The following is a 12,233-nucleotide window of genomic DNA, read 5'->3' on the forward strand; positions in this document are numbered from 1 at the left end:
AATCGGTTCGGAACGTGCGGGGGTGATGTCACCTGCGTCCTGCGCCCGGCAGGGGGTTACCGCGAGATGTCGGTGATCTCGCTCTGCCACTCGGGGTAGCGATGGCAGGCGACCGTCCGGCCGTCGGCCGTCGTCCGGGCCTCCGGCCGGGTCTGCCGGCAGCGTTCCTGAACCACCGGGCATCGGGCGGCGAACGGACATCCGCTCCCCGGCTGGGGGTCGCCGTTCGCGAGTTCACCGGCCGCGGCGATCGCGCGGCGCTTGCGTTGCACGGCGGGGTCGGCGACCGGGGCGGCCAGCAGAAGTGCCCGGGTGTAGGGGTGTGCGGGTTCCTGTGTCACCAGGCGGGTCGGTCCGGCCTCCATCACCTGCCCTCGGTACAGGACCGTGACGTCGTGGCAGATGTGCCGTACGACGGACATGTCGTGCGAGATGAACAGGTAGCCGACTCCATGTGCGTCCTGGAGGTCCGACAGGAGATTGAGGATCTGGGCCTTGACCGACAGGTCCAGCGCGCTGACCGACTCGTCACAGATCACCAGCTGGGGCTCGGTCATCAGGGCACGGGCGATGGAGATGCGCTGGCGTTGCCCGCCCGAGAAGTCGCGCGGGTACTTCGCGGCGGCGGCCGGGTCCAGTCCCACGTCCTCCAGCATCCTCGCCGTCCGGCGCGCGATGATCTCCCGGGAGCGGATGCCCTGGGCCAGCATCGGCTCCGCCAGGCTGCGGCCCACGGTGTAGGAAGGGTTGAGGGAGCTGTTCGGGTCCTGGAAGACGGCTTGCAGAGAGCTGCCGAGCTTCCTCCTTCGCGCAGGCTTCAGGTGAGTCGTGTCCTCGCCGAGCAGACGCACGCTGCCGGATTGAGTGGGCGCGAGGCCCAGCACCACCTTGGCGAGCGTGGACTTGCCCGATCCCGACTCTCCGACGAGCCCCATGGTCGTACCGCGCGGGATGGTCAGACTCACGTCGTCGAGTGCCTGGAACAGCGGCTCCCGGCGTCGGCGTCTGAATCCCACACTGACGTTGCGGACGTCCAGAACGGGAGACGGCTCCTCGGTCATAGCGGTAGTGCTCCTTCACGGACGAGATCCTCGGTGCGGATGCAGCGGGCGGCCGCGTCAGGGCCGACCGGCAGGAGAGGGACGGGCCCGCCGGTGCACTCCTCGCGCGCATGGACGCACCGGCCGGCGAATCGGCATCCGGTGGGCCAGGCCCCGGGGGGAGGCACCCGGCCGGGCAGCGTGGGCAGTCGTGCCCCCGCCTGCGCGGTGCTCGGATCGGCGGCCAGCAGCGCCGCGGTGTAGGGGAAGCGAGGTGCGTGGAACAGCCTGTGGGCAGGGGCCTGTTCGACCACCTCCCCGGCGTACATGACGACGGCCCGGTCGGCGATGTCCGCGACGACGCCCCAGTCGTGGGTGATCAGCAGGATCGCCATGCCGGTGCTCTGCTGCAGCTCGCGCAGCAGAGCGAGGATCTCCGCCTGCACGGTGACGTCCAGCGCGGTCGTGGGTTCGTCGGCGATCACCAGTTTCGGCCGGCCGGCGAGCGCGAGGGCGATGTTGACGCGCTGGGCCATGCCGCCGGATATCTCGTGCGGGTACGAGGCGAGCACGCGGTCGACGTTGTGCAGTTTGACCTGGTGGAGCAGTTCGGCGGCTCGTGCGCGCGTCGCGGGTCCGGAGAGCCGTTCGTGGCGGCGGATGACTTCCTTGAGGTGGCTGCCGACCGTATAGGTGGGGTCGAGGCTGCCGAGTGCGTCCTGGGCGATGTAGGCGATGCCGGAGCCGCGGACGGCTTGGTATGCCTTGGGGCCGCCGTCCACGAGGTCCGTACCGCGATAGACGACCTCGCCGCTGGTGACGTCGACACCGTCCGGCAGCAGCCCCAGCAGCGCGAGGGCGGTCATGCTCTTGCCGCATCCGGATTCTCCGACAACGGCGACTGTCTCTCCGGCGCCGATGCTGAACGTCACGTCGCTGACCAGGGTGGTGTCCCGGCCGGACGTGCTCGCCGCCACGGTGAGTCCCCGCACGTGGAGCAGGCCGTCATCCGGACTGCCCGACGGTGTCACCACCCTCGCCCGCTGTGCCGCGTTCGTCCTGCGGCCGCGTCCCGCCCGGCGTCCGCGCGGTGCAACTGTCCTGTGTTCGAAGGCCGTCTGCTCGCGGATGGCATCGCCGAGCACACCGAATGCCAGCACGGTGAGGGCGATCGTCACCCCGGGAGGAACGAGCAGCCACCCGTCGGAGGTGACGACGGTGGATGCCTGGCTGATCATCTCTCCCCAGCTCGGCCGGTCGCCCGCGGACATGACGCCGAGGAAGGCGAGCGCGGCCTGGAAACCGAGGCCGACGCCGGCGAACACCGACGCCTGGGCCAGAATCGGGCCGAGCACCCGGCGCAGCACGTGGCCGCTCATGATCCGCAGAGGGCGTACACCGGCCACCAGGGCGGCGGTGACGAACAGTTCCTCGCGGACCACGAGCGTGGCGCCGCGCACCAGCCGGACGAGACCCGGTGCGCCGAGCACACCGAGGGTGATCATGGCCGCGGTGGGGCTCGAGGAGAAGACACCGAGCACCACCAGGACGATGATGATCGCGGGGATGCCGAGGATGAGTTCGGCCGTCCGGCTGATCGCGGTGTCGAGCCAGCCGCCCCGGTAGCCGGCGAGGATGCCCAGCGGCACACCCAGCAGCAGGAACACCGCCAGCGCGGTGAGCGTGTTCACGAGCGCGGGGTTGATTCCGTACAGCAGGCGGCTGAGCACGTCGCGGCCCACCGTGTCGGTGCCCAGCCAGTGCGCACCCGTCGGGCCGCTGAGTACGGTGCTCAGATCCTGCTCATCGGGTGAATAGGGGGCGATGGCGGAGGAGAACAGCCCGGCCAGTACCAGCACAACCAGGTAGGCCGTCGCCAGAGCGCCCAGTGGGTGCCGGCCGAGGGCGCGGCGCAGCCCCCGGGGTTCGGGCGCCGGCTTCACCGTCTGTGCGGAGGCCTGGGAGACCTCCCTGTTCACGGCATTCGTCGTCATGATGTGCGCACCCTCGGGTTGACGACGTGGTAAGCCACATCGACGAGGAGGTTCACCGCGATGACGATCATCGTGAAGTACACGACGACTCCTTCGATCAGTGGCAGGTCATGGGAGGCGGTCGCCTGGACGGCGGTGCTTCCCAGCCCGGGGATGGCGAAGATGAACTCCACGGCCACGGCCCCGCCGAGGGCGCCGACGAACACCGTGCCGATCACGGTGAGGACCGGGACCGCGGCGTTCTTCAGCGCGTGCCGGTAGACCACGGACCGTTCCGGCACCCCGGCCGCCCGCAACGTGCGGACGAAGGGCTGGTCGAGCGCGGTCGCCACGGCGTCGCGGCTCTGCTTGGCGATCACGGCGGTGGCCGGGACCGCCAGGGTGACTACCGGCAGGACCAGGGAGTCGAACCACGCCGCCGGGTCCTCGGGCAGTGCCACATAGCCCGTGGGCGGGAAGAAGGGCAGCTTCACCGCGAAGAGGACGACCAGGACGAGCCCCAGCCAGAAGTCGGGAATGGCGAGACCGATGATGGATCCCGACTTGACCGCCTGGCCCAGTACGCCTCGCTGCGCACCGCGGACTCCGAGCAGGATCCCGACGACGGCGGCGAGGAGGGTGGCGCCGATGATCAGCGACAGCGACGGCCAGAGCCGGTCGTCGAGTTGAGCGGTCACCGGCTGCCGGTTGATCAGCGAGGTGCCGAAGTCACCGTGCAGCGCCCTGGACAGCCACCTCCAGTACTGGACCCACAGGGGCTGGTCCAGGCCCAGTTCATGGCGTGCGGTGTCCAGTTGGGCCTCGGTGGCGTTCTGCCCCAGCAGGGAGCGGGCTGCGTCGCCCGGCAAAAGCGCCACGAGGACGAAGGAGACCGCCGAGGCGACGAGTGCCAGCGGGACTGCCCAGGCCAGGCGGCGCAGGACAAGCCTTACCATCGGTCACCTCTCTTCGCGGACGCGCTCATCAGCCCTCCCGGCGCAGATCGGCGAACGTGGGAACCCCGGAGTTGGCCGTCGTGGCCTCAAGACCCGTGAGGCCCTTGGCGAGGTAGTAGCTCAGCGGTGCGCCGACGACGGGAAGTGCCCATGCCTGCTTCATGAGGTAGGCGTTGATCTGCTTCTGCAGCGCGGCGCTGTCCTTCTCGTCCGCCGCGAAGTACTGCTTGTACAGCTCGTCGAGGTGCGGGTCGGAGGTGTGGAAGGGGTTGAACGGCCCCTGCGGATTGACGACGCCGACGTGCAGTGTGGCCATGTTGGCGAGGCCGTACGCGATCACGGGGGCCGGATACTTCCCCGAGACCATCGCGACGAAGTAGTCGTTCGCGGTCGGCTTCGTGGTGATCTGGAGCTTGACGCCGACCTTCGACAGCTGGCCGGACACCGCCTGCGCCATCTTGTCGAGCCCGACGACAGTGGTGTCGAGCACGGGAAGCGTGAACCCGTCCGGGTATCCGGCCTCGGCGAGGAGGCTCTTGGCCCGCGCCGGGTCGTAAGGGTAGGTGGCGTCGAAAGAGGCGTCGTATCCGGCCTGTCCGGGGAGGGCGTACTGGGCCAGGGCCAGCTTCTCGTCGCCATACAGCGCCTTGGCTATGGCCTTGCGGTCGACGGCGTAGTTCAGTGCCTGCCGCACTCGGACGTCGCTCAGCGGCTTGCTGATCTTGCCCTGCCGGTCCGCGAGGTTGAGCCCGGTCATGGCCTGCTGCGGGGCCAGGACGGTGAGTCCGGCGCCCGCGGCCGCCTGGAGTGTGGTGGCGTCGCCCAGCGCCGCCTGGATCTGACCGGCCCGCATCGCCTGGATCATCGACGACGAGTTGGGGATGACGCGGATCGTCACCTGCTTCCAGTGCTGCCGGTCCTTGTTCCAGTAGTGCGGGTTGGGCACGAAGGTGTAGTGGTCCGAGGCGACCGTCCGGCTCGCGTCCAGCATGTACGGACCGGCTCCGGCCGTACCGTTGTCCAGCGACGCGGGCTTGGCCAGCGCCTTCGGGCTGGCGATGTTCCCCGCGCCGAACGCCTGGGCGAACGCGAACGTCAGGTTGGGGTCGGACGCGCGCAGCTTGAGCCGCACGGTCAGGGGGCCGGTGGCCTCGATGGACTCCACGTTGCCCAACAGGCCGGCCATGCCGCCGGTCTTCTGGGACCTCTCGTAGTCCAGGTACGTCTTCACCGCCTGGGCGTCCAGCGCCGTGCCGTCGCTGAACTTGACGCCCTTGCGCAGGGTCAGCTCGTAGGCGCGGTTGCCCTTGCCGACGTAGCCCCACTTGACCGCGAGACCGGGGCCGAACGTGCCGTCGGGCTGCATGACCACCAGCGGGTCGTAGGCCCACTGGTAGAAGGAGTCGTAGGAGGGGTCACCGACCGCCGGGTTCAGGCTCGGCGGCGACAGCGGAGCGCCGAAGGTGAGGTCGTCGCCCACGCTCCCGGCGCCGCCCTTCGAGGACGCGCCCCCCGAACAGGCGGTGAGGACCAGGGCGGTGGCGGCAACTACCGCGATTGCCGCGCTGCTGCGCGGTCGGGGTGCCTGGAATCTGCGGTGGGACAGGCGAATGGACACGTTCATCTCCGGCGACTCTGGGGAGTTTATCGATTTAGCGCGCGAGAACCCGGCGCGAGGTATGCGGGATGCGTCTGCCTGGCGTCAAGACGATCAAGGAAGGCCGCCTGATGGTGCAGGAGGCCCGTTCGCGGCTCCACGAACTTCAGATATCCCGCGGTGGCGAGATCTCGGTGTACCTTGCTCAAAGGTTTTAGCAGGATGCGCTCGACCGGATGCCCCGTCAATCCCCCCGAACGGGGGTAGGGGCCCCGGGTCGAGAACGCCGGACGGCACGAGCCATGCTTGGAGGAGCGCATGCCCCAGCGGCGGGTGACACTGGCCGACGTGGCCCGGCGCGCGGGACTGTCCACGACCGCGGCCTCGCTGGTACTGAACAAGCGACCGGGGACCCGGCTGTCCGAGGACGCGCAGCAGCGCGTCCTCGCCGCCGCCGAGGAACTGGGCTACCGTCCCAACGCCGCGGCCCGCAGCCTCCGTACCCGCAAGAGCTCCACCGTCGCCTTCGTGTCGGACACGGTCGCCACCACGCGTTTCGCCGGCGACATGATCCGGGGCGCTCTCGACGCGGCACGGGAACAAGGACACGTGCTGCTCATCGCCGAGACCCAGGGCAACGCCGATCTCGAGCGGGAGGCGATCGAGGCGATGCTGGACCGCCAGGTCGACGGCATCGTCTACGCCGCCATGTACAGCCGCAGGATCGCGGTCCCACAGGAGATCCTGAGCCGCCCCACGGTCCTGCTCAACGCCACCTCGGACGACCGGCTGCCCTCCGTACTGCCGGCCGACGAGGAGGCGGGGCATACCGTGGCCACCGCACTCCTCGTCCACGGACACCGCCGACTCGCCGTCATCGGGCGCACGGAGGAAAAGGAGCGTGACCCGTGGAAGTCCCTCGCTGTCCGCCCACGGCTGCGGGGCATACGGCGGGCCCTCGCCGATCGCCGTCTGCGGCTCGTCGGCGCCGAGTACACCGCCGAATGGGAACCCTCGCACGGGTATGAGGCCATGACCGCGCTACTGGGGCGGGCCAACCCGCCCTCGGGGGTCATCTGCATGAACGACCGACTGGCCCTCGGCGCCTACCAGGCCGTGGCCGAGGCGGGGTTGAGCATCCCGGGCGACATCTCGGTCGTCTCCTTCGACGACGATCCCATCGCCACCTGGCTCCGCCCCGGGCTCACCACGGCCGCCCTGCCCCACGAAGACATGGGGCGACTGGCTGTCCGGCTACTGCTCGACGAGGATCCCGGTCCGGGAGTGCGCTGGGTGCCGATGCCCCTGCGGGAGCGCGGTTCCATCGGCGCCCCTCGCGCCGACTGACATCACCGGTACACAACAGCGCGACGAGCTGGCCCTTGCGTGGGAGCCGTACAGCACACCATGATGCTAAATCGATTGAGCAAGGGAGACCACAGCATGCTGCGTCTGGCCGACCACTGGGTCTGGGACAGCTGGTACGCGCGGGACGACGAAGGCCGGCACCACGCCTTCTTCCTCCGCGCCTCCCGCGCCCTGCACGATCCCGAACGCCGTCACCGAAGGGCGTCGATCGGGCACGCCGTCTCCACCGACCTGCGCACATGGGAACTCGGCGCCGATGCCCTCACGGCCGCCGACGCGCCCGCCTGGGACGACCTCGCCACCTGGACCGGCAGCGTGGTCCGCGGCCCGGACCGGCGGTGGTACCTCTTCTACACCGGCCTCACCCAGGCCGCCGACCGCCATGTGCAGCGCATAGGCCTGGCCGTGTCGGACGACCTGGACGTCTGGCAGCGCCACGGCGACAAGGCCCTGGTAGAGCCCGACCCCACCTGGTACGAGGACTGTGACCCCTCCGCGTGGCCGGGCGAGGCGTGGCGCGATCCCTTCGTCTTCGCCGACCCGGCCGGGGACGGATGGCACATGCTCATCACCGCCTACGCCAAGCAGCGTCCTGCCCACGGCGGTGGAGTGATCGGACACGCCTGGTCACCGGACCTGCTCACCTGGCAGGTCCGGCCGCCGCTGACCGAACCGGCCGGATTCGGCCACCTGGAAGTCCCGCAGGTGGCCGTCGTCGACGGCCAGCCGCTCCTGCTCTTCTGCAGCAACTACGCCGAACAGCCCCTGACCCACCAGATCTGGGTGGTGCCCGGCCCCTCCCTCACCGGCCCGTGGGACATGGCACAGGCGCGGCCCGTGCTGGTGGAGAACCTCTACGCACCACGCCTGGTGCGGGACGCGGCCGGGGGCTGGAACCTCATGGGCTTCACCGAAGAGCGCGACGGGCTGTTCGCGGGTGAGCTGTCCGACCCGATCCCTGTTCGTTACACACCCGACGAAGGCCTCCACATCGTCGGATGAGTGGTGAATTCCAAATCCCGAGCATCTTGCTAAATCCATTCACCACTGTGCATCCTGCGGGTGCCTGACCGAGAACCCTTGAGAAGGACAACATGCACGCTCATCACGACGGTCTCGTCGCCACGGGTTACGGCAAGGTCGCCGACGCCTTTGCCGCGGCGCTGACCCGCAGCTCACGCGGCGGCGCGGCGCTGACGGTCATGGTCGACGGCGAGAAGGTGGTCGATCTGTGGGGCGGAGCGGCTGACGCCGGCGACGGCCGTGCCTGGAACCAGGACACCCCCACCGTGACGTTCTCCTGCAGCAAAGGGCTCCTCGCCGTCCTCGTCGCCCGGCTCGTGGAAGCCGGAAAGATCGACCTCGACCTACCGGCCAGCACCTACTGGCCAGAGTTCGGCCAGGCAGGCAAGGAGACCATCCCCGTACGGTGGCTGCTCTCGCACCAGGCCGGCCTGTCCTATCCGACCGAGGACATCACGAAGGCCGACGTCCTCGCGTGGCATCCCGTCGTGGACAAGCTCGCCGCCCAGGCGCCACTGTGGGAGCCCGGCACCGGTCACGGCTACCACGCCTTCACCTACGGTTGGCTGGTCGGCGAGGTGGTCCGCCGCGTCACCGGCCGGAGCGTGGGTGAGGCGTTCACAGAACTGGTCACCGGGCCACTCGGCGCCCGTGCGTGGTTCGGCGTGCCGCGCCGGGAACTGGCATCGGTGGCGGTTCTCGCGATGGACCCCGACATCAACGTCGACGCGTTGCCGCTTTCCCCGGAGCTCGCCCCTGTGAAAAGATCCTTCACCCTCGGTGGCGCCTTCCCCGGCACGCTCGCCGGAACGGGCACCGGCTTGAACGACCCTGACATCCAGGCCGCCGAAGTCCCCGGTGGCGGTGCGGTCGCGACCGCACAGGCACTCGCCGGGATCTGGTCCTCGACGATCCTGCCCACGAGCGCGACCCAGCCTCTCGCGAAGGACGTGGTGACGGACATGGTGCACGTCCAGTCCTGCGGGCCACAGATCCTGGGCCCCCAGGGCATCCCTGAGCCCAGCTGGGGAACGGGCTTCATGCTCGACAGCCCCGACCGCCCGTTCCTGACCTCGTCGTCCTTCGGCCATGACGGCACCGGCGGCCAGCTCGCCTTCGCCGACCCGACCCATGGAATCGGGTTCGGCTTCGTCAGCAACGATGTGCGGGGAGCCGGGGACACCCGAGCCCTGGACATCCTCGACGCGCTTCGCCCTACCCTTTGAGCCGGCTTCGCCACGATGAAGACCGATGGCCTGCCGGCGGCGACCGGAAAGCCGGGATCCGCTGCCGACGATCGACGCGCAGTCGATCCGAAGCGGACTCCCTCACCCTTTCCACAGCCGGGGTCTGCCTGACGGCTCTCCGGTCGGCGCCGGCGATCGTCAAGCACAGCGCGCCGACGTCCCCTCCGCACGCTGCGCGTCCGCCCGTGAGTCACCTGTGAATCTCGTGCCGACGAGTCACGTTCCGAACCCGTCCACCGAAAGAACCGGAAATCAGGCAATGACCACCGCGCTTCCGCCTCACACCGCTTCAGCACCGCCGAGCCTGGCCGCTCGCGTAACCGACCGGGTCATGGCTCGCCTGCTGGCGTTGCCGGCCCCGCGATACGACTACCGGGTCGAACGGAACCTCCCGACGCCCGCGCGCGACGGAGCCATTCTGGTGACGGACCACTACGCCCCCGTCACCGACCGACCGAAGGGCACGGTCCTCGTGCGCTCGCCGTACGGGCGCGGCTTCCCGGACAACCTGGAAGCGAGGATGTACGCGGGCCACGGGTACCACGTCGTGCTGCAGAGCTGCCGCGGCACCTTCGGCTCCACGGGAGACTTCTACCCGATGGCGAACGAGGCCGATGACGCCCAGGACGCGGTGGCCTGGCTGCGGACCCAGCCGTGGTTCGACGGGCGGCTCGCGACCTCCGGGGGATCCTATGTGGGCTGGACCCAGTGGGCACTGCTGATGGATCCGCCCCCCGAGCTGCGCACCTCCCTGATCGCCATCGCCCCGCACAACATGCACACCGCGGTCTACGGAGGCGGAGCGTTCCAAGTGGGCGACTTCCTGCACTGGGCAGCGATGATGATCAATCAGGAGCGATTCACCGGGCTGCGGGCTGTGGCCCGGGCGCTGACGATGAAGCGACGGCTGGCCCCGGTCTTCGACGCCCTCCCGTTGGCCGACGCGACCGACGCGGCGACCGAGCACCGCGCGCAGTGGTTCCGCGAATGGCTGACGACTCCTCACTCCAACGATCCGGTATGGGATCGGCTCAAGCTCGACGAGGCTCTTCAGCGGGTGAACGTCCCGGTGCGGCTCACCGCAGGCTGGCAGGACCTTTTTGTCGACCAGACCCTCCACCAGTACCAGGCGCTGCGTACGCGTGGGGTCGACGTCTCGCTCACCGTCGGCCCGTGGACCCACAACGAACTGGGCCAGAAGGGCATGGGGCGCTTGCTCCGCGACAATCTCGAATGGCTTCAGACGCACCTCGCCGACGAAGCACCGGCACAGCCACGGTCCGCCACCCCCGTCGAGGTGTACGTCACCGGGCAGGGCGCCTGGCGACAGCTGGCCGAATGGCCACCGGCGGCGGGCGAGACCGTGCGCTACCTGCAGCCGGACGGCAAACTCCTGGCCGACGAACCTGGCGGCGGCGCGCCGTCCACGTACGTCTACGACCCGGCGCACCCCACGCCGACCGTCGGCGGCCCACTGCTCAGCATCGACGCCGGAAGCAAGGACAACGCGAAACTGGAGAGCCGCCTCGATGTGCTCACCTTCACCACCGCCCCGCTGACCGAGCCGCTGGAGATCATGGGAGTACCGGTCGTCGACCTGGCGCACACCAGGAGCAACCCGCACGCCGACGTCTTCGTACGGCTCTGCGACGTCGACCCCAAGGGCGTGTCCCGCAACTTCGCCGAGGGATTGCTCCGCCTGGATCCCACCTCGCCCATCGACCAGGTGCAGACCGTGCGCGTACGGCTGGACGCCTGCGCACACGAGGTCAAGGCCGGACACCGGGTACGTCTGCTGATCGCCGGCGGCTCCCATCCACGGTACGCACGCAACGAGGGCACCGGCGCCCTGCCCGGCACGGGAAGCGAGTTGCGCCCGTGCACGCACACCGTCCACCACGACGCCGACGCGGTCTCCCGCGTGCTCCTGCCGACGCTCTCGGGGTGTCACCAATAGCCATGTCAACCGAGAGCCGGGGAGCCAGGCTGTCGCGCCGTGCCCGCCAACATAGAGGGAGTGGACTCGAGTCGGGGTCAATCCCCTCGAATCGTGGAGACCTTCCTATGCAGCCGACCGGTGCTGTCAGGTTGGTGGATGGGAGGTCTGGCGGTACGTGCGAACGTAGTGGAGCCCGGCTTCAGGCCTGCGCTCAGGCCGTGATGGACAGACCGGCGACGCCGGCTGCCGTGTGTGTTGGCCGGGCGGCCCGCCGGTGCGATGCATGGCGCACCTGGTCTTTCTGCCTTGTGCTGGCGCACTGTTCACGATTCGTACGGGGAGCGGCCGAAGGCAAGACGGGACGGGGCGGCCGGCCGGTTCAGCCGTGGGGTCCCGTGCCGCGCAGGAACGTGTCGACGACGAGCGTGGCCAGTGCGTCGGCGTTCTGCCGGACCTGGTCCGGGTCGAGATCCGCGCCGCCGCCGTGTTGGGCCTCGTCGACGAGGGCGTAGTAGACCCGCCGGGCCCACATGAGGTTCGTGTCCGGGGCGAGGAGCCCTTCGCGCTGGGCCCGGGTGAAGAACTCGAGGGCGCCGGCGTTGACCTCGGACCAGATCGCCGCGGTGAGGGGAGTGTCGGCGAGAGGGTGGCCGAGGGTGAACCGCCTGACGCTCTTGATCCGCAGAACGTTCGCCGTGACGCGGTGCAGTGCCACGAGCGGTGGGGCGGTGTCCATGTGGGCGTCCGCCACGCACTCCATGAGCTGCCGCTTCGCCGAGGCGGCGAGTGCTTCGATGAGGGCCTGGCGGTTGGCGAACCGCCGATGCACGGTCGTTCTGGCCACGCCCGCCTGTTCGGCGATCTGCTCCATGGAGGCCCCGGGGTCTTCGGCAAGGACCTGCTCGGCCGCCTCCAGAATCGCGCGCACACTGCGCGCGGCATCCGCCCGCAGGGGTCGGCCCATGACTTATCCACTCCCGTTGTTGATTCGTGATGCACCGAAGACCATACGCCTGACCTGCGAATTTGTACCGATTTGCATCAATGCTGTTGCGTGGGAATGTAAAGTTGCGACAAAGGTGATGCGGTT

The 12,233-nt window shown here is 69.4% G+C and carries 9 protein-coding genes; 4 read left to right on the plus strand and 5 right to left on the minus strand.

Going from position 1 to position 12,233, the window contains the following annotated elements:
* Nucleotides 1-56 precede the first annotated feature (56 nt).
* The 4 genes from ACFWJX_RS01385 to ACFWJX_RS01400 are packed head-to-tail and all read right to left on the minus strand — an operon-like array spanning nt 57 to nt 5,593.
* Nucleotides 57-1,061, minus strand: coding sequence for an oligopeptide/dipeptide ABC transporter ATP-binding protein (locus tag ACFWJX_RS01385; RefSeq protein WP_383235052.1), 1,005 nt, complete (start codon nt 1,059-1,061; stop codon nt 57-59).
* Nucleotides 1,058-3,034: a dipeptide/oligopeptide/nickel ABC transporter permease/ATP-binding protein gene (locus ACFWJX_RS01390; protein WP_383235054.1), complete on the minus strand. Its 1,977-nt coding sequence runs from the start codon at nt 3,032-3,034 to the stop codon at nt 1,058-1,060. Before ACFWJX_RS01390 ends, ACFWJX_RS01385 begins: the two co-directional genes overlap by 4 nt.
* Nucleotides 3,031-3,969, minus strand: coding sequence for an ABC transporter permease (locus ACFWJX_RS01395; RefSeq protein ID WP_383235056.1), 939 nt, complete (start codon nt 3,967-3,969; stop codon nt 3,031-3,033). Before ACFWJX_RS01395 ends, ACFWJX_RS01390 begins: the two co-directional genes overlap by 4 nt.
* A gap of 28 nt (nt 3,970-3,997) precedes the next feature.
* Complete coding sequence (locus ACFWJX_RS01400; RefSeq protein ID WP_383235059.1) at nt 3,998-5,593, minus strand: ABC transporter substrate-binding protein; 1,596 nt, start codon at nt 5,591-5,593, stop codon at nt 3,998-4,000.
* Between the two features lie 291 nt (nt 5,594-5,884).
* On the opposite strand from ACFWJX_RS01400, the gene ACFWJX_RS01405 reads away from it, so the two are divergent.
* From ACFWJX_RS01405 to ACFWJX_RS01420, 4 genes are all read left to right on the plus strand, one after another.
* Nucleotides 5,885-6,913, plus strand: a complete 1,029-nt coding sequence (locus ACFWJX_RS01405) for a LacI family DNA-binding transcriptional regulator (RefSeq protein WP_383235061.1) — start codon at nt 5,885-5,887, stop codon at nt 6,911-6,913.
* 96 nt (nt 6,914-7,009) lie between these two features.
* A complete protein-coding gene (locus tag ACFWJX_RS01410) occupies nt 7,010-7,936 on the plus strand; it encodes a family 43 glycosylhydrolase (protein ID WP_383235064.1) in 927 nt (308 codons plus the stop codon).
* A 92-nt stretch (nt 7,937-8,028) separates the two neighbouring features.
* The gene (locus ACFWJX_RS01415; RefSeq protein ID WP_383235067.1) at nt 8,029-9,183 is read left to right on the plus strand and encodes a serine hydrolase domain-containing protein; all 1,155 of its coding nucleotides are present in this window, start codon (nt 8,029-8,031) and stop codon (nt 9,181-9,183) included.
* Nucleotides 9,184-9,535: 352 nt separating this feature from the next.
* Complete coding sequence (locus ACFWJX_RS01420; protein WP_383235070.1) at nt 9,536-11,161, plus strand: CocE/NonD family hydrolase; 1,626 nt, start codon at nt 9,536-9,538, stop codon at nt 11,159-11,161.
* 361 nt (nt 11,162-11,522) lie between these two features.
* On the opposite strand, the gene ACFWJX_RS01425 is transcribed toward ACFWJX_RS01420, so the two are convergent.
* Complete coding sequence (locus ACFWJX_RS01425; protein ID WP_383235073.1) at nt 11,523-12,107, minus strand: TetR/AcrR family transcriptional regulator; 585 nt, start codon at nt 12,105-12,107, stop codon at nt 11,523-11,525.
* Nucleotides 12,108-12,233: the final 126 nt, after the last annotated feature.

This window comes from Streptomyces sp. NPDC058335, assembly GCF_042723915.1.
Taxonomy (GTDB): Bacteria; Actinomycetota; Actinomycetes; order Streptomycetales; family Streptomycetaceae; genus Streptomyces.

Excerpts from the sequence above, each read along its gene's own strand:
- ACFWJX_RS01385 (WP_383235052.1), bottom strand. The coding sequence starts at position 1,061 with ATGACCGAGGAGCCGTCTCCCGTTCTGGACGTCCGCAACGTCAGTGTG.
- ACFWJX_RS01390 (WP_383235054.1), bottom strand. The coding sequence starts at position 3,034 with ATGACGACGAATGCCGTGAACAGGGAGGTCTCCCAGGCCTCCGCACAG.
- ACFWJX_RS01395 (WP_383235056.1), bottom strand. The coding sequence starts at position 3,969 with ATGGTAAGGCTTGTCCTGCGCCGCCTGGCCTGGGCAGTCCCGCTGGCA.
- ACFWJX_RS01400 (WP_383235059.1), bottom strand. The coding sequence starts at position 5,593 with ATGAACGTGTCCATTCGCCTGTCCCACCGCAGATTCCAGGCACCCCGA.
- ACFWJX_RS01405 (WP_383235061.1), top strand. The coding sequence starts at position 5,885 with ATGCCCCAGCGGCGGGTGACACTGGCCGACGTGGCCCGGCGCGCGGGA.
- ACFWJX_RS01410 (WP_383235064.1), top strand. The coding sequence starts at position 7,010 with ATGCTGCGTCTGGCCGACCACTGGGTCTGGGACAGCTGGTACGCGCGG.
- ACFWJX_RS01415 (WP_383235067.1), top strand. The coding sequence starts at position 8,029 with ATGCACGCTCATCACGACGGTCTCGTCGCCACGGGTTACGGCAAGGTC.
- ACFWJX_RS01420 (WP_383235070.1), top strand. The coding sequence starts at position 9,536 with ATGGCTCGCCTGCTGGCGTTGCCGGCCCCGCGATACGACTACCGGGTC.
- ACFWJX_RS01425 (WP_383235073.1), bottom strand. The coding sequence starts at position 12,107 with ATGGGCCGACCCCTGCGGGCGGATGCCGCGCGCAGTGTGCGCGCGATT.